This is a genomic window from Flavobacterium sp. OHVDL-2026-0007, assembly GCF_059882335.1.
Genome location: NZ_CM187612.1, coordinates 1,527,100 through 1,550,461 on the forward strand (window position 1 = coordinate 1,527,100; position 23,362 = coordinate 1,550,461).

The 23,362-nt window shown below is 37.1% G+C and carries 11 protein-coding genes; all 11 read right to left on the minus strand.

The window, feature by feature from the left end; all coding sequences use genetic code 11:
* Positions 1-33: 33 nt before the first annotated feature.
* A complete protein-coding gene (locus tag AC51AA_RS05835; RefSeq protein ID WP_500704792.1) occupies positions 34-681 on the minus strand; it encodes a DUF3826 domain-containing protein in 648 nt (215 codons plus the stop codon).
* 12 nt (positions 682-693) lie between these two features.
* Complete coding sequence (locus AC51AA_RS05840) at positions 694-2,394, minus strand: pectate lyase family protein (protein WP_500704793.1); 1,701 nt, start codon at positions 2,392-2,394, stop codon at positions 694-696.
* Between the two features lie 50 nt (positions 2,395-2,444).
* On the minus strand, positions 2,445-3,116 hold the full coding sequence (locus tag AC51AA_RS05845; RefSeq protein ID WP_500704794.1) for a DUF3826 domain-containing protein: 672 nt from the start codon (positions 3,114-3,116) through the stop codon (positions 2,445-2,447).
* Positions 3,117-3,246: 130 nt separating this feature from the next.
* The gene (locus AC51AA_RS05850) at positions 3,247-4,950 is read right to left on the minus strand and encodes a polysaccharide lyase (protein ID WP_500704795.1); all 1,704 of its coding nucleotides are present in this window, start codon (positions 4,948-4,950) and stop codon (positions 3,247-3,249) included.
* A gap of 104 nt (positions 4,951-5,054) precedes the next feature.
* On the minus strand, positions 5,055-7,022 hold the full coding sequence (locus AC51AA_RS05855) for a RagB/SusD family nutrient uptake outer membrane protein (protein ID WP_500704796.1): 1,968 nt from the start codon (positions 7,020-7,022) through the stop codon (positions 5,055-5,057).
* Positions 7,023-7,040: 18 nt separating this feature from the next.
* Complete coding sequence (locus AC51AA_RS05860; RefSeq protein ID WP_500704797.1) at positions 7,041-10,409, minus strand: SusC/RagA family TonB-linked outer membrane protein; 3,369 nt, start codon at positions 10,407-10,409, stop codon at positions 7,041-7,043.
* A gap of 1,053 nt (positions 10,410-11,462) precedes the next feature.
* A complete protein-coding gene (locus tag AC51AA_RS05865) occupies positions 11,463-13,484 on the minus strand; it encodes an aceric acid hydrolase (protein ID WP_500704798.1) in 2,022 nt (673 codons plus the stop codon).
* Positions 13,485-13,577: 93 nt separating this feature from the next.
* A complete protein-coding gene (locus AC51AA_RS05870) occupies positions 13,578-16,028 on the minus strand; it encodes a pectate lyase family protein (RefSeq protein ID WP_500704799.1) in 2,451 nt (816 codons plus the stop codon).
* Positions 16,029-16,034: 6 nt separating this feature from the next.
* Positions 16,035-18,365: a DUF5703 domain-containing protein gene (locus tag AC51AA_RS05875; RefSeq protein WP_500704800.1), complete on the minus strand. Its 2,331-nt coding sequence runs from the start codon at positions 18,363-18,365 to the stop codon at positions 16,035-16,037.
* Between the two features lie 107 nt (positions 18,366-18,472).
* A complete protein-coding gene (locus AC51AA_RS05880; RefSeq protein WP_500704801.1) occupies positions 18,473-19,906 on the minus strand; it encodes a sialate O-acetylesterase in 1,434 nt (477 codons plus the stop codon).
* A complete protein-coding gene (locus AC51AA_RS05885; RefSeq protein WP_500704802.1) occupies positions 19,903-23,322 on the minus strand; it encodes a glycosyl hydrolase in 3,420 nt (1,139 codons plus the stop codon). Before AC51AA_RS05885 ends, AC51AA_RS05880 begins: the two co-directional genes overlap by 4 nt.
* Between the last annotated feature and the right edge of the window lie 40 nt (positions 23,323-23,362).

The window sequence follows — 23,362 nt, forward strand, 5'->3', positions numbered from 1 at the left end:
CTACTGCTGTTGCTCAATAATTTATAGAATCATCTACTTTTTATTTTTTTCTAATTGCTTTTTTTGCCAGGCCTTGCTCGTATAATGCAACTCTATTCCTTGTGAGGCCAAAATATTATTTATTTTACCTCTATACTTTGCAAACCATGCAAATTGCCCTTTAGAGGTTCCCACATTCATCGCATTTTCTCTTGCCTCAACCAAATGATTATAAATCATCTTCTTTTGATCTTCATTTAGAGTTTGAAACATGTCCAGAAAATTATGGTATGATATAGGCATTACTTGATATGTCATTGCATCTTTAACTTGCACTATTTGCGATTCATTTAATTTTTTAGATAATTTATCCAAATAAGAATCGTGTAATTTGCTAATTGAAGCTTTATATTGTGTCCAAATTTTGGCTGATTTTACCTTTTTTTTCTCTTGATCAATTGATGATTTTTTAAGTTTCTCTAGTTGAGAATCTCTTTTGCTTTCAATTTTCTCAATATTTACATATTCCTTAATAAGGATACTTTCAAGTTCTTTTTTATCAGCATCATTTACCTCTAATTTAGATACAATATTTGATGCTCGTTCCTTAATATCAACTATATAATCTGTTACTTCATGCTGTTGTGCATTTGTTGCAAAACAGATCAACAAAAGAAACAAAACGTTTATTTTTCTAGACATCAGCATTTTATATTAGTTTAATAATGTCCTTTTTAGCGTATCTGTATTATTGGATAAATTGGTCCAATCTACTTTTTTAGTAGGATCTATTCCATTAAAATATTTTTCAAGATTGGTATAACCGTCACCATTGGAATCCTTATTCGCATCAGCTGCATCATTGGGATTAAAACCATATTTTTTCTCCCAAGCATCTGGCATTCCATCATGATCAGCATCTTTATATGCTTTTCCTTTGTACTCCGGATAACCACCCACCTGATTTGGATTGGTTATGATCCCTTTTTTATATGAATCAGCAGGCAATCTTCTTTTAATAAATTCTTTACCAATTGCATTTTCTAAACCGTCCTTTACTTCAATTTTCCCTGTACGCACTTGTTTGATAATTCTTTCATCTACAGCATCTCTTTTAGGTAAAGTTGCCCCCACATTATTCATTACAAATTCATAGGCCTCTTCTGCCTTCATAATGGTAAACTTTGGCATCGAGAATGGTTTTGTCTGCTTGATTAATTCTAAATATGATTTTGTTTCTGCAACTGGCATATCTTCCAATTGTATTCCACCATTCCAGTTATCGGCAGTAACTTCTGGAGAACCATCAATATAATTCCCAGCAACATAAGCTCGTCCGTATGTCTTAGGTACCATATAACCCGACTCTGGTTTTAAAATTCTATAACGAATTGCTTCATCTTTAGGTGTTATGGGTCCTGGTTTAAAATAATTATTGATGATGTTAAACATCGAACGATAATCCCCTCCATCAAGCGAGCGATTCCACCAATTGAAAATTACGTTATTGACAAAATTAAAATCACCATACATTCCAATAGAAGCATTTCTCGAAATATTATCCGCCCATAGATTTCTCATAAAAGTACTGTTTAATCCGCCAATGGTACTTCCAAAAGCATGATTATATGTATCTAATCCTTCAGAAGAAATGGTATTTTGAATGGTAATATTACAAGCAGGTAATTTTTCTAGTTTTGATTTATCATTGGCTTGAAATTGATGTCTGTATAACGATATGTTTTCGTCTAATCCCCAACTTACCGAGCAGTGGTCGATGATGATATTTCCAATAGCATTTCCGCCAAGGGCATCGTCTCTTCTAGAAACCTCTGTAGCTCCTCTTCTAAAACGCATATGTCTAATGATAACGTCATGGGTATCGATTTCTAAAGTTTCACCCGCAATACAAATTCCGTCACCTGGTGCAGTTTGTCCCGCAATGGTAACATAAGGAGCACGCATGCTGATTCTCTTTTTTAACTGGATAATTCCCGAAACGTTGAAAACGATTGTTCTTGCACCAACAGCTTCACAAGCTTCACGGAACGTTCCTTTTCCGCTATCTTCCAGACTCGTTACGACAAATATTTTTCCGCCTCTACCTCCTTGCGTGAAAGCCCCTCCACCTTCGGCTCCTGGAAAAGCAGGAATATCTGAATGAACAAAATCTTTAGGATAAGAAGCCCAAGGTAAATAAGGGCGTCCCAATTTTGTTTCGGCTTGAATAATACTATAATTGGCTGTCCAGATTTCGCTTAAGCGCTTTTCTTCGTCTGCTAAAATAGCATCAGTCTTGTCCTGAATTGCTTTTGGAATTTCTGGATATTGCGCGTACGCAGAGGAAAAAAAAGAACAAAATGAAATCATCATCATTGTTCGTTTCAGTGTGGTTTTGGGAAAGTTATTTTGCATGATAATTTTGATCTGATTTTAAATTGAAACCGAAAAATTAAAAACTATAGTTATTCTTTCTTTTTATTCTTTTCTCTTTCATCAACACGTTTATGCCAGTCGGTACTCTCTTTATTTAAGTCGTAACCTTGCTTGGATAAATAATTATTGATTCTTCCTTTGTATTTACCAAACCAAGCGTGTTTTTCTTTAGAAGAACCACCATCTATGGCATGTTCTCTGGCCTCTACTAAGGCATTATAAATGTATTCTTTTTGTGCTGCCGTCAAAGCTGGCAACATATCTTGATATCCTGCGTAGGTAATGGGTAAGACGCCATAGGTCATTCCATCTTTAACTCCAGTAATTTTATCTTCTGATAAATGCTTACCTAATTTTTTCAAATAGGCTTTGTGCAACTTCTCAATAGCTTGATCTGCTACCGCCTTTTCTTTATCTATCTTTTCGTTTTGTTTTTCTTTAGACAAACTAGTATTTTCTTTTGTCTTTTTGATTTCGGCATCTCTTCCATCTTGGATTTGGCTTAAATCTCTGAATTGTTGCGCCACAATATCCGTAACTACCTTTTCCTTTTTCGGATTGTCTAAGGCTAATTTAGTGACAATTTTAGCGGCTCTTTCATTGGTTACTTTAATATACTCTGGATCTAAATGTTGTTGTGCAATACCGAGAACAGATACCAGTAGCAGCATCAGCATACTTATGTTTTTAATGGACTTCATTTGAATAAAAGTTATGAATTACAATGATTTTATAAAACCTGCCTACTCTCCCAAATCTGTTTACCGATTTGAGAGATTTTAGGAAAGCTGTTTTTTGAAATTGAAATCTTTATTTTTTTAATCTAAAAAATTAGTCTTGCAAAGATTTAGTTAAGGTCTCGTGATTGTTACTTAGATCTTTCCAGTCCACTTTTTTGTTTGGATCAGTACCATTTAGATACTCTTCGATATTACTATAACCATCATTATCTGAATCTGTTTTAGCATCTGAAGCATCGTTTGGATTTAAACCATTTTTCTTTTCCCATTTGTCTGGCATACCATCTTTGTCTGTATCTACATAAGGTTTCCCTTTGTACTCAGGATATCCCCCTACTTGAGAAATATCTGTGATAATACCTTTTTTATAAGAATCCATTGGTAAACGTCTGTGCTCAAACTGATAAAACTCTTTTTTCTCCAGTCCTTTTGCATATTCAGGAACTCCTGTTTTTACTGTTCTTACGATTCTTTCGTCTACTTTATCTCTAAGTGGAAAAATAGCTCCCACATTTTTAAGGACAAATTCATAAGCTTCATCAGCTTTCATAAATGGACGAAACCATGGCATTGGGAAAGGTTTATCGGCTTTCATTTTATCGAAATAAACTTTCGACTCATCAAAACTCATCAACTCCCCTTTTTTATTCTCGATTTGAATACCACCATCCCAGTTGTCTTTGGTCACTTTTTCATTGTTAGCAACAATGTTTCCATTTACATAAGCTCTACCAAAAACCATATAAGGTAATTTACTTCTTCCTGATTCTGGTTTTAAGATTCTGTAACTAATAGGTTGCGTCAAATCCGTTACCGGTCCTGGTTTGTAATAATTGTTCATGATATTGTAGTTGGCCGTATAATCCCCACCATCTGTTGATCTGTTATACCAGTTGAAAACCACATTATTGGCGAAATTAAAAATCCCGTTCCATCCAATTGATGGGTTTCTTCCTGCATTATTGGCCCACATGTTTCTGATAAATGAGCAGTTTTCTCCACCTAAAGTACTTCCAAATGCATGGTTGTACGTATCTAGTGCTTCTCCGAATAAACTATTTTGAATCGTAATATTTACAGTAGGTTTCTTCTCGTCTTGATAACCTGCACCTGGACTGTACATATGTCTGTACATAGACATATTTTCATCTAATCCCCAAGTAGCAGAAACGTGGTCGATCATAATATTTCCAACCGGATTTCCTCCAATAGCATCATCGCGACGACCTACAAAAGTTTCTCCTCTACGGAAACGCATATGTCTTATGATAACATCATGGGTATTGATCCAAACGGATTCCCCTGCGATACAAATACCGTCTCCAGGAGCTGTTTGTCCTGCAATGGTAATATAAGGGGCACGAATAATTAATGGACTTTTGATTCTGATAATTCCAGCAACATTGAAAACAATAATTCTGGCTCCCCCTTTTTCGCAGGCTTCACGTAAAGTTCCAGGTCCTCTGTCTTCTAAGCTTGTCACCGTATACACATTTCCACCACGACCCCCAAAAGTGTACATTCCTCCACCTTCAGCACCAGGGAACGAAGGAATATCGGCCTGTGGTAAATCATTTGGTCTAGATGCCCATGGAATAAAAGGTTTTCCCTGTTTGGCCTCTTCTTCAATAATAACAAGAGCCTTTTCCCAAGCTTCCTCAGAAAGTTTATCCGCTTGATCCATAATAACTTTGGATTGTGCTTGAACTTCAGCACTGATTTTGGGATATTGGGCAAAACATGGTAAATTCCCTAAAAACAATAGGAAAAGAGCCGGTAAAGTGATATTTTTCATACTAATTTTTAATTGTAATAAGCTTTTTCAAACAAATCACCCGTATCGTTTGAAATACAGGTGATCTTTCTTGATAATTTTTATAGTCTTTTTTGAAGTTATAACTATTCTTGATAATTATACGTTCCAGTACCACCAGAAGCATCATTCCAACCTATTGTTTGTGTTAACCATGGGTTTTGAGCCAAAACAGTGTTTTGTAAACCCATAATATAATAGTTGGGATTAAATCTAATTTTAACAGCTACATTATTCACGTTATCCATAGGAGTTGGTGGAGTTGCCAACACAAAATTAGTGGTATAAAAAGTCGCTAATGTGGCCAATTGCGCTTGGAAATTAGCGGCATCAGGATCTGCTACAATACTGGCACGAGCCGCTGTTAAGGGGTCTGTGGATGTGGCTGCCGTTTTGTATTGTAAGTAGTTTCCAGTTCGTTGTGTACCGTTAATTGGCATTAAACCTAATTTACTCACTGTTCCTCCTGTTGTACCTGGAAGGGTCGTATTGTCATAAAGCATCCAACGTTGAATGTCCCAAAAACGTTTTCCTTCGTAGGCTAGCTCCACTCTACGCTCGTATAAAACAGCTTCAATAGCGGCGTATTTATCTGCTAATGGCCCTATTCCATAATTGTTTGCCGATGGTATTCCCACTCTATTTCTAATTTTACCTAAATAAGCCAACGTATTGCTTGTTTGTCCTAGTGCCGCATAACATTCTGCGATATTCAATAATAATTCGGCATAACGATATTCTAATATGTCATTTCCTGAATATTGAAAACTACTGGTATTACTAGCCGTTAAATCGGTCATCTTTCTTACTAATGCTGGACTTGATTCGTTATTTGACTCGCTATAAAAAGCCTTACCTGAAGCATCTAACCAACGGTAAGCCCAAACCACAGGCTTAAGATTCTCTTTATAGTCCCATTTTACTCCAGAAAAAGCAAATGTTCTGTAAAATCTTGGGTCACGTTTCACAAAGAAAAGAAACGGATTATAACCATTAGCAGCAGTGGGTCTTACCCCATTATCCATAGGAAATAAATCAATCATTTCTTTAGGAGCTTCCATTGCACCTGTTCCACCCTGAGAAATTAAACGAATCCCTTTTTCCCAAGAGTTATTTAAATCAAGATTAGTATTCTTTGATGTTAAAAGTTGAGTGGTAATCGCCTCTGGGCAAAAACCGCTGTTGGCACTAATGGTAAACATGTTTTGCCAATCTTTTGCTGAACTTCCGTACAATCCATATCCCGCTCCTGATAATACTGTTTCAGCGTCCAAACCAGCTTTTAAAGCCGCTTGCCAACGCTCCGTAGAACCATCCCAGCCTTTGTTAAATAAGGGGCTTGCATAGGTTAATAATACTCGAGATTTTACAGCTAAAGCAGCTCCTTTGGTAACACGTCCATATTCCGTTGTCCAATTGGCAGGCAATAAACTTGCTGCCATATCTAAATCTTTTACAATTTGTTCCACAACCTGAGTAACAGTAGCTCTTGGTGTTTTAATAGTCGGGTCCACCGCACTTGGAACCTGAATTTCGGTAACGATAGGTACACCACCATAAACACGCATCAAATCAAAATACTGTACAGCACGCAAATAATACATTTGTCCTTTTGCCTGATCACGAAATGTCTTGTCTAAACTTGCCCCTTTAACATCAATATCTTGTATGAATGCATTACAGTCACGGATTCTATTGTAGGGTACATTATTAATTTTATCTTCCAGTTTACCTCCATAATAACCAGAACCATCAGCCGCGTTTACAAAGCTAATTGTTGGATTAATAAGAGGCTGTATACCGCCTATTTCTTCAGTCATTTTAGAATATACATCTGTAAAAGACCCTACTAAACTTTGCCCTGGTGACTTAAATGCGGAATAATAATCATAATAGACATTATTGATAAACCAATTGGTACGTTCCTGACTTTCGTAAAAGGAGTCGTCAACGCTTCCGTAATTTTTCTTTTCTTCCAGGAAACTATCACTGCAAGAACTACTTATCACTACCAATAGTGCTAAGCTTATATATTTATTAATTTTTAGTTTCATCTTGACTTCTGAATTAAATTAGAATGTAATGTTTAAAGTAACCGCCCATGTTCTAAGCGTTGGATAGTTCTCTGAAGAACTATCATACATATTGCGATAGTGCTCTGGATAAGGATTGTATAAATCCCAAAGGTTATTACCTGTTACACCCACTGACCATTTTGAAATTTTAATGTTGTCTAAAAGATCTTTTGGTAAATCAAATCCCAATGTTAAGTTTCTTACGGTACAACGGAACGTATCTAATTGCCAGAAATCAGACGGAACTGCAACATAATCTTGGTTCGCTAGATTCGGATAACGACCATTTACATTATCATCTGCATACATATCATTCCAATAGGTTTCACGTGCCCACATATTATGAGTAGAGCCAGTTCCTTGTTTTATCACGTCAATCGCACGGTATCCGCCCCAAGAAGTGGCAATCTGTGTTTTGAAGAAAAATGATTTATATCTACCTCCTAAATTAGTAGTAAAACCGTATGATCTATTCTTGTTCACCAGTTTGGCATAATCTTCATTTTTTTGAATTTGTCCATTTGGTGCAGCATAAGTTCCATCAGCAGGATTAAATTGTCCAGCCGTATCTTCATAAGCCAACATTCCACGTCTCATACTCGAAACCGAAGAGATCCCCATATAATTTGGTTGTCCACCGCTAGCTGTTGCGTGCTGGGTCAAATAAGACCAGTAGTTGGCAACATCAGCATCGGTACGCAAAATTCCGTCACCTGTAGAAGTTTCTTTCCATGTTTTGAATCCCCATTGTGGAAAAAAGGTAGATTGACCTGCTTGCACTTGATTCAAAGAAGGATCCAATGAAGCTGGTTGTGGAAACTTTTTAACCATATTGTCTGACATTCCAAAGTTGACCCCTACATTATAGCTAAAATTCTTATTGACTTTCTCTTTCCAAGTAACACTAAATTCAGCTCCCCAAGAATCAACCGCAGCATAATTTTCTTCCGCATAACCACCTCCCACTGAAATAGGTACACCAACTGTTCCTGCCATTCCAGTTAACATTTCTTTAGATCGGTCATAGTACAAATCAGTTGTTACTGACAATCTGTTATTTAACAAACTCATATCAATACCTAAATTGTTTTTTATGGTGGTATCCCAACCCACATTTCGGTTTGGTTCCACTCTAGGGGTCACACTGCCTCCCAAAGTACCTCCTTTATCTCCAAACTGAAACCCTTTATCTGCAATTACATCATACAGTTTCATCCATCTCCAGGCATTGATATTATCGTTTCCAGTTTTACCAATAGAGTAACGTATTTTAAGGAAATCGATTCCTGGTATATTATCTGTGAACCATCTTTCTTTAGAAATAATCCATCCCGCTTGAACTGATGGAAAGAATCCCCAATAATTTTCTGGTGCAAATTTTGTCGATGCATCACTTCTAAAAAGAAATTGAAGCATATACTTTGATTTATAACTGTAATTAACACGTCCCAAATAAGACATCGTTCCTTGCTCTCCCTTTAGTGCCGTTGAGTTCGAACTTAAAGTACCCGCAGTTTGATATGATCCCGCATAGTCCTTACCTGTATTTTCAAACGCTAAACGAGAACTTTTAAATTCAGTTTCTGAACGCTCTACAGAGAACATTGCGCCTATCTCATGATTGTCAAAAGTTCTGTTATAGTCTACAAAGAAGTTCGCTTGTACCGCTTTTGAATTTGACGTATTGTAATATACTCTTGAATTACGAGCATTGGTTTCAATGGCATAATAATTATCAACTCCGTTATTGATTGTAGTTGGCAAGGCAGCACTTGCTAAGTGGTTGTCTACTTTTTCATAACCAATGATTCTCGCCAAATCATATGGCAATTGCACTTGCTCTGAATTCTCTGAGGTTTGACTTCTAGCAAAAGTTCCTTTAACTGCTAAACCTTTGATAAAAGGTACTTTCCAATTAAGGGACATGTTTACATTATAAGAGAAGTCGCTTGAAATCTGTTTTGATCCATTGTTTATGGCAGCAAAATAGTTCCATCCTGCGATAGTGTTATTGGCATTTGCAGATCCTAACGTACGATCTGTTCTTGCAAATGGAGACATATAATAGCTTCTATCGTTTACCGTAGTTTCCCAAGGAATGTACTTTGGCATATGCAATAAAAATCCATAATCCGCTTGTTCTCCACCAGAAGCAGAAGCATAACTACTATCACTTATATTTCCTGAAGCTTTGGTAAATGACTTTTCAATATCCCCTGAATTACCAGAAACAGCTGCAGAAAAATCTAAAGAGTTCGTTATTTTTGCCGTCATACCGGTACGGAAATTCCATTTATTATAATCTTGACGCCCTAAATTGGCTCCTTGTGTAAAGTAATTAATACCTGCAAAGTACGTAGCCTTTTCAGAACCACCACTTACACTTAAAGTGTGTTTTTGCTGAATGGCCGCTCTCCATGCTTCTTTAATCCAGTCATAATCCAAACCTTTCATTTCTTCTAATTCTGAAGCATTAAAAAGATTGGATGAATTTGTCCCTAAATTATTACTTCCTGTGAAAAATCGATTAGAAAAAACACCATAGTCATAAGCACTCATTGTTTTACTATGACTTACCGCATCATTTACAGCAAATTGAGTAAAGTAAGAAAAGGTAGGTACCCCACTTTTTCCTCTTTTGGTTTTAATTACAATCGCTCCTTGTGATGCACGAGAACCATAAATTGCCGCAGAGGCATCTTTTAAAACAGTCATGCTTTCTATCTCTGATGGATCTAATCTATTAAAGGCTTCCAAAGAAGGTCTACCATTGATAGGATCTACCTGAATCATATCATCAATTACAATTAAAGGAGTCTTCGAACTACCGTCTTTTGAGAAACCATAGGTTTGACGAATTTCCAATGAAGCTCCATCACCTGGACGACCACCACCATCTATAACGCTCAATCCTGGAACAAGTCCTCTCAAGCCCTCTGATAAATTGGAAACGGGTAGTTCTTGAATATCTGAAGCATTTATCGTAACAATAGCTCCGGTAAGTTTCTCTTTTTTCTGAGTACCGTATCCTACTACTACAATGTTTTGTAATTCGTTTGAATCTTCTATTAATTTTACATTTACAGTGCTACGTGTTCCTGTGGCTACTTCTTGTTTTCTCATTCCTATAAAGGAGAAAACTAAAGTTGTATTTGGTTTTACTTTAATTTGAAATTGCCCATTAAAATCTGTTATAACAGTATTCTTTGTAGATTTTTCAGTTACGTTAACACCTGGAAGCTGACCTCCTAAATTGTCAGTAACAGTACCTGTTACCGTTACAGTGCCTGAGTTTTGAGCATAACTTATTATGCTCATCAACGCAAACAAAAGAAAACTATATTTCTTTATAAGTGCTTGTTTCATAAATGCTTTTTTTGGTTTGGTTAGTAATCATTTAGTCATCATAAACAAAGTATATCTCATTCACATAAAATAACATTTAGAATTAGATCTCAAGTATTTCATTAAATGTTAAAAATACATTTATTTTCTGATAACCAAAAATATAACGATGATACATGACAACCGTCCTGCTCTATCCTGTCTTACTACTATTATCAAAATAAAAACCTGTAAAAAAAACAATATTAATAAAAATAAGAAAGAATAAATTGATAGAACATAAAAAAATTAAGAATAACTTTGAGTATAACCCAATTGAAAAACCCTCTTTTCTTCAAAAAATAGAGAAAAAATAAGCAAACCAAGCATTTACTGATTTATTCGCAAAATCGCAAAAACTCATTACTGATACAGAATGGATTACGATTATCTTTTTACAACTAAAAATCATTTTATTACAGTAAGAAAAAAGCCCATTTTTCAAAAAAAAAGGACCAGTACCCAACACAAAAATTTAACTTTCAGCGTTTATTTTTTTTTCACCTCTCCATTTTTTTTAAACATAAATTCTTACAAACATCGAAGTAAGCAGGATTCATAAGCAACTGTTCCATTACAACTGTTCTTTAAATGCTTACAATTTCTTTCTAGTATTTTTAAAAAACCTCTAAAACGTCTAGTCCGACTCTCTGAAAACATCTACTCTCTTTTCTTCCTTAGGATCAGTACTTAAAGCACCTTACTCCAAATTCCGAAGCCTCTTTATTTACAAAACACTGTCCCTTAAATACAAACAATTTCATCACCCCTTCTTCAATCGTTGTCATGGCTTTAACAATCTATAGATAATCAGTCCGAATATTTGTTCCTTAAAGGTCTCTCTAAAGCTTCTTCCCCCCCAATCAAACAGATGAACAGGGTATTTTTCTTTAATTTTCTGTATAAAAAGACCAAAAAAAAATTCTTTATAAGTCTCAAAACTTACAAAGAATTTTTTCCTTTTTTCTACTGCTGCGTTATGCTTCCTAAAGGGCATCATGAACTTGTCGTTCTTACTTCAAAGTATAAAATAATTTAATGTGACATCCAAACGGTCATCTCTCCTTTTCCTTTATTTCCCCATGCAAAATAAGGGATCAGTTTAAAGTGGTATTCCTTTGTCTTTTTATCAGACAATGATTTATAGAGTTTTTTATCCCATGAAGCATCTTCATCAAGCATTGAAGGGGCATTTATACTCAGTAATTTTCTATTCGCTATTTCGATAAAATCGGTAGTAAATTTAGCCTTTACATTTAAAATCACATTGTTTACGCTCTTGTTTGCTGGAAGTTCATTGGATTCCAAACAATAAACTAACGGTCCTCTTTTTACGGCCACCTGATTTTTAATTTCTTCTACTAAAGGATTGGCTTCCATCAATTCAATAGTCATAGGAATATCCAACTCAATGCTGTCGCCTTTTTTCCATTTTTGCACAATTTTGAAATAGGAACCACTTTCCATTTTATCACTCCTTTTTTTTCCATTAATAGCCACCGTTGCATCCTGACTCCAACCTGGTATTCTTAAAAAGATAGCTTGATTTTCTTTTGGAACTTTTACCATTTTTAAAACAATTTTTCCATCCCACGGATAATTGGTTTGTTGCTCAATTTCAAGCGCCTCACCATTTAAAGTCTGCGTTTTCAAATTATTACTTCCGTATAAATTCACATACAACCCCTCTTTCGAAAGATTATAGGCATAGTTCCCTACTTCTGCAATCGTTCTGGTCACATTGGGTGCGCAACAATTCGATAAGGCAATATAGGATTCGCGCTCATTTCCCCATCTTTGGTGAAAAGGCAAATCATCAGAAACATTCAACGGATTGTTATAGCAAAATTTATCTCCTTCCAGATTAATTCCCGACAACACACTGTTATACAAGGCTAGTTCTACAATATCAGCGTATTTTGCATCAGCAGTAATTTGCAACATCCTCCAATTCCATAACACATTTCCAATATTGGCGCAGGTTTCAGTATGGGCAGTAGCGTTGGGCAATTGAAAAGGTCTTCCGTAAGCCTGATGGATCTTTTGTACTACCGTAGGGTCATACGAGGTTCCATCTGGCGAAACGCCATCGTACAAAGCACCGCATGCACCTGTGATGTACATTTTTCTCAAGGTGACATCATCCCAAATCGATTCCAGATTCTCTAACAGTTTCTTTTCTCCTGTCTCTGCATATAAATCCGCTACTCCTGCGTACAGATAATTGGCTCTTACCGCATGCCCCATCGCCGTGGTTTGTGCTCTAAAGGGTACTCTATCTTGATTATCATCCGTACCGTCATTTGTAGTTCCTCGTATATCAATTAGATTATTAGCCAGTTCCAAATATTTTGGTTCTTTTACGGTTCGATACATTTCAACAATTCCCATATAGTGGGAAGGACAGATGGCATTTCTTGCTAATTCAGGAGAAGCTTTTTTATAAAAATCATACAAATAGTCGGCAACTCCTTTGGCTATATTCAAGAAATTGGTTTTTCCTGTGGCCCGATAATGAATACAGGCAGCGGTCATCAAATGCCCCATATTGTATTTCTCAAAACCCAGTTGTTTTTTTACTTCTTCAGGCCCTAGTGTTCCCCAACGTTCATCGATCAAAACCGGTGTGTGAATATAACCGTCTTTGCGTTGTACTTTTGACAATAAAGCAATGGCTTTGTCCATTTGGACCTCTAATTTTTTATCTTTTGTAACGGCATAAGTTGCGGCCATCGCTTCAAAAACTTTATAAAAATCACCATCGTGAAAAGATGGTCCACTGAATTTTCCTTTCATCAGACCAGCGGCAATTTCGAAGTTTTTATAGGCATGTGTAATCGAATCATTATGATATAAATTCCACATATAGGGCAAAGTATTTTTCGTCTCTACATCAAATTGTTCTTTCCAAAAACCGTTGGTCCATTTTACCTCTTGTAAACCTACACTTTGTAATTTTGAATAGGGACTTTGAGAATTGGCTACTAAACCTTTGTTCTGCCCCGTAGAAACGGCAGAAAAAAGTACCGTTGCTACTAAAAAAATATGCTTTTTCATTGTGCTGTTATTTTTTAAAACTCTACCTCATCTTGATCTGCCCAAGCTGCAGGCTAAAATTTTAGCCCGCAGCTTCACACCAATACTTCTTTATTATTTTACTAAGAAATTAATTTTGCGACTCATGGTATCTCCTTCAGCATCTTTAACCGAAATGATACAGGATGCAAATCCTTTTTGAACTGGAGTAAACTGCACTTCTTTTCCTTTTGAAGTAACTTTTCCATTTTTTATTGCTGAAAAAGTATAAACTGGATTTTTTTCATAACCTTTAAAATAATCTTGAGCAGAAAAAACAGTTTTTTCACCAGCGTTCACAAAATAATGAGGCGTTGACAACCAATCCAGATAATCATCTAATTGTGTAAATCCATCTTTATCGGTATCGGCATTGGCCTCTGAAAAGTCACCCGCTTTAGAGTTTTCATTTAAACCGAATGCTTTTTCCCACCAATTTGGTAATCCATCATGATCGGTATCAAAATCAGCTGCCCGAGTTGCTGTTGCAAAATTGGGCCAACCACCAGCATCGGCTTCGCTGTCAATCATTCCGCCTAAACCACTTTTGCTTCCTTTAAAAGTAAAAGTTCCTTTTAAAGTCTCCTCAATAATTCGGTTATCGTGTTGATCAAAGAAAGGCTGATTGGCACCAACATCGGAAAGAACATCTTTATAAGCTGCTTTGGCCGATTGAGTGGTAACAAACGATTCGAAAAAAGGTTGATTCACAAAAGTTTCATAGTTCACAATTTCATTATGCGAGATGGTAGCCGTTCTGCCTTTTTCTTGTGTTTTCTCATCAAAATGTCCCGGCATGATATTGCCTGTAAAATAATAGCGTTGCATTCCTTTCCCCACTCCTTCATGTTGTGCATTGAGGGCATAAAAATATTTCGTCGAAGCTCCTGCTTTGTAATAATTATTAACAAAATTTACCTCATTAGCCCCACCATCTGTAGTTCTCTGTCCCCAGTTGTATACCACATTGTTTCTAATGTCTAATCTACCTGTATAATAACCGTCTCCATTTAAACCACCACCAATACTCCAGTTACGTCCGTAGTTATGAGCCAACAAATTGTGGTGAAAACTTCCAATATCGCCACCAATTGTGGCCGCAAATCCATGCATTTTACCCACTTCATATTTATCATGTCCTGCCACATTTAAGGCCTCAGAAATTAACGTACGTTGCAACGTAATATGATGTGCTCCTCGAGAACTAAACGATTCATCGATGGTCCAACTAATGGAACAGTGATCAATAATACTCACATCAGCACCTGTAAGTCCCATTCCATCATAAGTAGTACCGCCACCTATTCTCACTTTTAAAAATCGGACAATACCATCATTTCCTGTAAGTCCAATGGGCGCCCTACTAATGGTGATTCCTTCTCCTGGAGCGGTTTGCCCCGCTATAGTGATATAAGGCTGATTAACCACTAATCTCGACGCTAGTTTAATATTCCCTGAAACAGTAAAAACAATCGTTCTTGGGCCAATTTCTTGATTGACGGCATCACGTAAACTACCGGGTCCACTGTCGTTCAAATTCGTTACTTCTACTACTTTTCCTCCTCGTCCACCTACAGCAAAACGTCCGTATCCCTCTGCCCCTGGAAAGGCCAATTGTGCAGGCTTGAAGGACCAAACATTTCCTAAAGTCACTTCACCTTTACTGTCTATTTCATCAACACGCCAATAGTAGGTCGTGCCACTGTACAGATTAGAAACGGGAAACGTTCTAAGGCTTAGCTTTCCTTTAAATTCTTTTGAAGATTCAGTGGCACTTGCAACAGCAGCGGCATTTTCACCAAAATAGAGTTTATGAGCTACTGCATTTTTTGAAGCATCCCATTTTAAAACAGTATTTTTATCTACCACAACATGTTCATCCAGATTTTTAGGTTCTGGACTTCGCGCCTGATTTGTTAAGTTTGGTGTATCAATCTCAAAACCATTAATAACAATTTGCTTTACAACCTCAGGATTTGTTGTTGGCTCTATTTCAAAACGGATGGTTACTTCTTGAGATTTACCCACAGTAAAACTAAGATAAGCCACTGCAGCATCAATTTTTGCGTTGGCGCGTTGACTGGCCTTTACTGTTTCTTCTAATTTTCCGTTTATGAAAATTTTAATCGGCGAAAAAGTCTTTCCCGTAATCACATCAAAAGCATTATGAAAAGTCAACAGTGTATGTTTCCCTTCTTTTAAACCGCTAATTTTTAATTCTAAATTTTCTGCAGTAACCAGTCCATCGCTTCCTAATCGGTTGTAATAAGGTGCATTCATCCCCACTTTATACCATTTAGAACTAAAGTTTCCTTTCAATTTAAAGTGTACGTTGTGGAACGATTTCTCCGCTTCTTTTGAATCGTTAATAACCCAAGATTCATAACTTGGATCGTGAACTTCTTCTAATCTTCTTTGAAAAAAGTCAAAATCGACTTTTACGATTTGCTTTTCAGCCGATTGCCCTTGTGCATTTGCTGCAAAAAGAAGTGCTAGAGCAAAAGAATTAACTAAACTCTTTATCATGTTTTCTTAATTTAATTTTATTTTTTCTGCTTCTGATGTATTCAGAAGATTCACTACATCTTTTTTTCTTCCTTCAGGAATTACTTTTAAAACGTTCAATTCTCCATTTACAAGTACTGCTTCGACGATGGTATTTTGCGACGCATGCAATTTGAAGTGCACATTCCATTTTTTTGGCCAAGCCGGAAAAAGATAAATTTTTCCATTGGCTTCCTGCAAAAGCATTTCCTGCATACCAATCATTCCTGATCCACCCCAATTATGATCGGGAACCCAGTCAAAACCAGGTCCCCAAAATGCAGGAAATCTGCGCTCTGAATTGGCCATCTTAAGCAAATTGTACTTCGCAGCTTCACGGGTCAACCCCAAGCGTGCCGAAAAAATATTGTCTTGTTTCCACCCTATATGACTTCTAACTTTTAGGGCATCAGTATCGTATTTCCAGGTATTTAAAGCGGTTTCTAAATCCGGTTTTCCAAGACCGTAAATGCCCCACGGATATACGGGATACAATTGTGGCACTTCCGAATTATTGATACGTTCCCAAGATTTTGCAGGAACTAACACTTTATGCTTATCTATTTCTCCAAAATTTAAAGGAGGTATTCTGGTTTGAAAAGCTTTTAAATAGGCTACATTTTCTTGAGACAATTCTTGTTGCGAAAACTTTAAAAGCTGCGCTGTAATTACTTGCAAAGCCGCAATAGTGCTGTTGGCATTGTACGTCATTTTATAGGTTTCTGCTCCAGAACCCGGATACAGAATTAGATGACCATTTGCATCCAACCCTTTTCTACCTCTGTTTTTAGCCAGATATTGATAGTGTTCATCAAAAAAACGAAGACAACTAATGATAAACGAATGGTATTTTTCAATGTCTTCTCCCCCGTATTCTTTCTGTTGCAGCATCATTTGACAAAACTCAAAAACAGTATCCCACTCATATTCCAACCAAGCATTATATTCCATACCCGGATCATAATCTGCTGGTCGTTTCCAATCGTATTCAGCAGGATTGGGTAAACCAAAATTCTCCAACTGTTCGGTAAAGGATGCGCCGCCATGTTTCCAATACACCTTACTTCTCAATTCAGCGTTGTTTTGCAAACTCAAATAATAATCCAACTGTGATTTCATCATATCAAAATCACCACTTTTTATCATGGGAAAATAAACCAATCGTTGGTTTTGCGCCGTCATGGTTCCTCCGCCCCAGTTTCTGAAATCAGGGGTAAAATTCAAATCACCGTTGGTAAAAACAGGATCGACAGTAAAAAGCCCACCATTGAATTTTGTTGGATATTTCCCATAAGCATTACATCCTAACATATAGCGGAATAACTGATAATTTTGCCCGATTTGATAAACGGAATCTTTCGCTGAAACCGCATTGTTTTGCGTGTAAATAAAACTGCGGTTCCAGAAATTATGCCACCAGCTAATGGTGTTTATCTCCTTTTGTTTTGCTTTACTTTTATAGTCCGCAATTTGCTTCTTTAACTGGGTATTCCAACTATTCATATCGCTTTGACTCGTATACAAATGAACTGCTAAAGAATGTTTTTTAGAGGCTTTTATACTCGAAAGACTAAATCCTTTACAAGCTGTGTTTTGGTAATTACTGGTATAAGTTCCATCAGGTTTAAAATGATTCCCGCTCATGAATCCCCCAAAGGTAAGATGAGCCAAAGGATTGAGCATTTGCTCTTTCACCGACTCCATCTTTTGCTGCTTTACTGCAACATCAAAAACAGTTTGTTCTCGATTTCTATGATAAAATTTGACCCCATTATTTTCAAATGAAATGGAATCTTTATAGGTAATTATCTCTCCCTGAGGTGCCCATTTATATGAATTGGCATTATTTGCTTTTCCTTTTGATTCGTTATTTTTATAACGCCAACTTTCATAAGAAGCCGTCATTTTAACAGCTGCTTTGCTTTCTACATCCACATGAATTACGGGTTTAAAAACATCTACCCAAAGTTTGATTTTAGTTCCTTTTTGAGTAATCAAAATACAACCCTCTTTCAAAACTAGTTCCTGCTGAAAGCCTTCATTATCCTTAAAGGGATTGGGCGTTAAAGTTACTTTTACACGACCTAATTTCAATAAAGTATTGTGTTCATCGAAAGTACCGCTACGTGAAAAATAAAAATATACAGCTCCCTTTTCTACCCAAACATTCATCCCAATATCACCACCTCCCAAAGGCATCGACTCAGAGGCATTTCCACTTTGCGTTGGCCATATTTGGTTGTAGTTTTTAAGCACAGGTAATTGCGCTTTCACTAAAAACGTAATCAATAGAACAACTATGAATAGGGTATTTTTCAATATGTGTGTTTTTAATCTGCCTAGTCTAAAGTAAGTACCTGCTGCCTTTTTCCATGCAGCTGCCACTGATTTAGTCGTTATTTATAAATCATTATACCTCTTGAGCCTTACCATTCATCTGTCCTAAAAGATGAAACAGGTAATCCTCCAGTACTAAAGAGTTCGGCTTTTACAAAATCTTTAAACAAATACCTTACGGCCACTGGTTGGCTTACTTTCTCTGAGGTTAACACCACTGATTTCCTGCGAACCACTACTTTGGCTGGGTAAAATATTTTGTCTTGACCTGCTAGCTCAAATCCTGTAACTTCTTTATCATAAGAGGTGATCCCGTTGGCCACATCATCAAAAGAAACGGTAACTGTATTCTCTTTTATTTCCATCGACTTGTATTTTGGGCTTTCAAATTCAAAACCTTCAATTCCATAGGTTTTGGCCAAGGCTTGAAAAGCCAATCTATTTCCCCCTTTTTCTTTGTCCATGGGATGAATATTATTTTCTTCTCCCACATCCATCAAAACAGCCATTCCAGAATTCGGAATCTCTTGGGTCGCTTTTAATTGGGCCTCTCTTAAATAAGCAGAATTGTATTTCTCCAGATAGTCATTTGGATGAAACGAGGCGTAATTAAAGGGAGCAATCTGAGCGTAATAAAAAGGGAAATCTCCCTGTTTCCATAACGTTCTCCAACTACTGACCATTTTCTTCATTAAGGCTTTGTACTGCCCAGCCCTTTCGTAATTTGATTCGCCCTGATACCATATACATCCTTTGATTCCATATCCAATTACTGGCGCAAGCATGCCATTAAACAAAGTGGTCGCCACCCGATTTGGGTCTTTTGCCAATTCTTCTTTTTTAGTTGGAATTTTGGCATTTTCAAAATCTTTTAGCATTTCTTGATTCATCCAGGCTTCCATGCTTGAACCTCCATAGGACACGTGAATTAATCCCACAGGAACATCGAGAACTTCCTGTAAAAGAGCTCCAAAATACCAAGCTGTTGCGCTAAAATTTGCCGTTGATTTTGGAGAAGCTGTCTCCCACTTTCCTTCAAAATCTTCTAAGGGTTCTAAAACTGTAGCTCTGGGAATGGTGATCAAACGAATGTTTTTATTGTTGGATCGTACAATGATTTCGTTACCATTTTTTACAGGTTGACCAGGAAAACCTTTCAACGGCATTTCCATATTCGACTGTCCTGAACACAACCAAACTTCACCTATCAATACATTTTTCACTACTACTTTTTCAACTCCCTCTACCACTTCAATCGTAAAGGGGCCTCCTGCAATTGGTGTTTGCAACGCTACTTTCCATTTTCCTTGATCATCCGCTTTTGCTTTATAAATTTTGGAATTCCAAGAAGTTTTAATGGTCAGATTTGCTTTTTTATCCGCCCAGCCCCACATCGGTGCGCTGGCCTTTTGCTGCAAGATCATATTGTCCGAAAATAAAGCGGGTAGTTTGATTTTTGCCTGTATTTGAGCACTTGCTAGTGCCAAAAAAACCACAACAATATGTTTTCTAAAATGTATCATTTCTTTTCAATTTTCTCTTTTACAATAGTAACTGGTCCCAATAATCCCGCTTTCAATAAGGGATTCCCTTCTAGTCTAAAAGGTGCCGTAGTCCAAGTCAATCTTTGTTCTTTGGGTAATTTCTCATCCCCCATTAAGCGATTGGCCCACGTATTGGTTATTTTGATTTCGATCGTATTCTTGCCTTTTTTCAATGCTTCTGAAATGGCTATTTTATAGGGAAATGTCCAAAGTGTTCCACAATTTTTTCCGTTGATACTCACTTCCGCAATATTGGCAATTGTCCCCAAATCCAACCAGACTTCTTCATTGGTCTTCCCCTTCCAGTTCCACTCTTTTCTATAAATAACCGTTCCTGAATAATACTTAATCTGATCATTCACTGAACTACTCCAGTCAAAAAGTTGATCTATTTTCACAACTGCTTTGGGACCTTTATATTCCGGATCAAATTCTAAATCCCACTTTTCATCTAAGGTTTGTACCGTTTCAAAATCAACAGCTTTTGAATATCCATTTGCTAAGAGCTCTTTTGTTTCTTCTTTAAAAATAACAAAACCCGACTCATTTGCCTCTAAAGTTAAAGCCAGAATTGTTCTGCCATTTTCAATTTTCCAATTGGCTAAAGTTGACGTTTTATCGGTCACTGGATTGTACCAATCTGGTCTTTTTCCGCTGATTCTAAACGAGACTTCAACTTGTCTTTTTTCTTCTTTTTGGTTGGCAATAAAGTAAATATCTTCAGTTGCAGAACGACGATGCGTCCAAGCTAAAGTTTCGGCATCTGCTCTACTTAGCTTTGGAAAATAAACGTCCCGCTCCATTCCTATTGATTTAAAATCATCTCCTAAATAAGGCAACTTAATCACCGTTCCTTTTCCTATTTTCCATGAAGAGGAATTGGCCGTATTGCTCCAAATTTTATCTACTACATTTTGCCATTGTTTAGTCGCGGCCTCTGACTGCATTCCGGGTTGTATATTCGGTTTCTCATCAATAAAAATAGTAGCTCCTGCCGTTACCAATTCGACTATCTTTTCGGCTGTAGCCAAAGAAATCATTTTATTGGGCGCCAATTTATGACTCCCTGGAAACAATAAAGCTCCATATTCAATTCCACTGCCAAAATTGATTTTTCCGTTTTCCACCTTAGCCTTGTTCCATAAAACATCCCCGTTAAAAGAATCGTATTGATAGCCATTCATCGGGTTTATCCATTGCGATAAATCAGTTGAATTTTTAGTTGATGTCACTTCTTTTGGAATTTTAATACTGGGCTGATCTTCATTTTTCAATCGAATGGCTTCACTTGCCACTCTTTCCGGCCCAAAAATATTCGGAATAAAAGGGACTAATCGATCTGGAAGAATGGAACGCGATGGCAAATCTTCGCCTATAAAAACAGCTAAATCAATAACTGGTTTGCCTTTTTGTAATTGAAATTGAACTCGCTGACAATAATCAAACCATGCTTTTCCTGATTTCCACCAAGTTTGGTCTCTTTGAAAATAAGTTCCAATATCGTTTAGTGTCATTCCCGGTTTACGATCTGTCCATGGATTGTGCACAAAAACGTGATAGAAAAAACGGTTAATTCCGATGGCATAATTTCTGTCAGCCAAAGTTTTAAGGTTACCCGGATGTTCATCCCAATCCATTCTTAAGGCTGTAAAAGCCTCCGCCTGAATAATATCTTTTCCATAAATATGTCCGCCCGAAATCGCATCAAGCATATCGTTTGGTTTATCATGCGTAGGGCTTTTTAACCAAAATTCTCCACTGGGATAATCAATATGTTTAAAATGTAAAAGACCATCGCTCATCATCGTTGGCGCCACATTTTCTGAACTGAATTTCACATTTGCTTTTTTAGCTTCATCGGCCAATGTTGCAAAGAAATTGTCGGCCACTAATTCTGAAATGGTCTTTCTTAGATCGTAAAGCACTTTCTCAGAGGTCTCAATATCCTTTATAGGAATTCCTGCCATAACAGGCAAATAATCCACAATATCATAACCTCTGCGCGTTATAAACTCCTTTCTAAAAACGGGCGACCAGTTTTGACTGCCACATTCCCAACTGTCCATATGCAATATTTTGACCACTTTAGAAGCCAGCTCTGGCCCGGCCGTTCTCAGCATTTCTCCAAACCAATGATCGAGTTGAAAACGAACGGCTTCTGAGTTGAACTTATCCACTTCCAGACCTCTTCCCCCGCCAGCGGTAGCATTTTCATGACCTGTTGATGTATGCCCAAAACGAATAATACGCCAGCTTCCAGTAGAAGGTGCTTTCCAGTTTAAGGTCCCTTTGTCATTGACAAACTTTGAAACATTAATCATTTTTGATAAATCCACACAATCATTTACACCAATTTGTTCCGCTGAAGTTTGTGGACTCAAACGCCAAACTGTGCCCGATTTCCCTTGGTAATTATCGATTAAGGGTTCGCTTGACAAGAGTATTTTCGAGACTTTTAAGCCTTGATTCCATTTTGCAGGATCTAAATCTTCTGCACCTGGTTCTGTACCTTCAGGATCATAAACAAATCTAAAATATTTGGCCTTTGTCGGAAGGATGCTGTGCGTATAAAAAGCATCCACATCTTGCCAGCCGTGTCGAGGCGTGGTTAATCTTCCAAGGCTTTTAAACTTATTACCGTCATTACTGTATTCAATGATTAAACGATGTGCCTGATAATTGTTTCCTTTGGTTTCGATCTGAATCGATTTACACAAAAAGGCTTGATCAAATTCGTATTGAATCCATCCTTTTTTGGGCATTCTAAATACCCCCTCTTTATCTTCGGAACTTAAATTCGTAGCATCTGATTCTGGATTTGTTGATGTAATCTTTGGGCGATTCTGATCTGATGTGACATAACTTTCTTTTAATGGAATGGCAAAAGTTGCAATGTCCTTGTAATACTCTTTGTAATGTTTTGGCACGGGTAAAGCCACACTTTTGAAGTTATTGCCCTTTACCATAAGATCAGCCCAAACCACTTTTTGCATCGACATTTCGGGCGTAATCCAAGGCCCACCTGCAACAGCAAAACCATCCGCGGGATGAAAAGCAATTTTCACTCCTAAACGATCCGCTTCTGTTAAAGCCCAGTGTACTAATTTCCAAAATTCAGGGCTTAACTGCAAAACCGGTGGCGACAACAAAGGCGGATTTGCTGGGCCTTTAATGGTCATTAAATACGCTCCTCCAATTCCCGCTTGTTTCATCGCTTCTAAGTCAGCTGTGATTCCTTCTTTTGAATAGGCACTTTGCATCCAATACCAATACACCCAAGGTCTTGAAGATTCAATTGTTGGCTCAAAGGCTACTTTTTCTATGGTATGACTATTTTGTGCGGAAACAAATCCCACAAAAAGTAACATTATAAAGAGGTGTTTTTTCTGAAACATGATCTTTGTTCTTTCTTTGATTTGGCAAACCGACAGGTTT

What these genes read in the sequence shown, in the direction of transcription:
- AC51AA_RS05850 (WP_500704795.1), bottom strand. Translation starts at nt 4,950, where the DNA reads ATGAAAAATATCACTTTACCGGCTCTTTTCCTATTGTTTTTAGGGAAT.
- AC51AA_RS05855 (WP_500704796.1), bottom strand. Translation starts at nt 7,022, where the DNA reads ATGAAACTAAAAATTAATAAATATATAAGCTTAGCACTATTGGTAGTG.
- AC51AA_RS05865 (WP_500704798.1), bottom strand. Translation starts at nt 13,484, where the DNA reads ATGAAAAAGCATATTTTTTTAGTAGCAACGGTACTTTTTTCTGCCGTT.
- AC51AA_RS05870 (WP_500704799.1), bottom strand. Translation starts at nt 16,028, where the DNA reads ATGATAAAGAGTTTAGTTAATTCTTTTGCTCTAGCACTTCTTTTTGCA.
- AC51AA_RS05835 (WP_500704792.1), bottom strand. Translation starts at nt 681, where the DNA reads ATGTCTAGAAAAATAAACGTTTTGTTTCTTTTGTTGATCTGTTTTGCA.
- AC51AA_RS05860 (WP_500704797.1), bottom strand. Translation starts at nt 10,409, where the DNA reads ATGAAACAAGCACTTATAAAGAAATATAGTTTTCTTTTGTTTGCGTTG.
- AC51AA_RS05840 (WP_500704793.1), bottom strand. Translation starts at nt 2,394, where the DNA reads ATGCAAAATAACTTTCCCAAAACCACACTGAAACGAACAATGATGATG.
- AC51AA_RS05845 (WP_500704794.1), bottom strand. Translation starts at nt 3,116, where the DNA reads ATGAAGTCCATTAAAAACATAAGTATGCTGATGCTGCTACTGGTATCT.
- AC51AA_RS05885 (WP_500704802.1), bottom strand. Translation starts at nt 23,322, where the DNA reads ATGTTTCAGAAAAAACACCTCTTTATAATGTTACTTTTTGTGGGATTT.
- AC51AA_RS05880 (WP_500704801.1), bottom strand. Translation starts at nt 19,906, where the DNA reads ATGATACATTTTAGAAAACATATTGTTGTGGTTTTTTTGGCACTAGCA.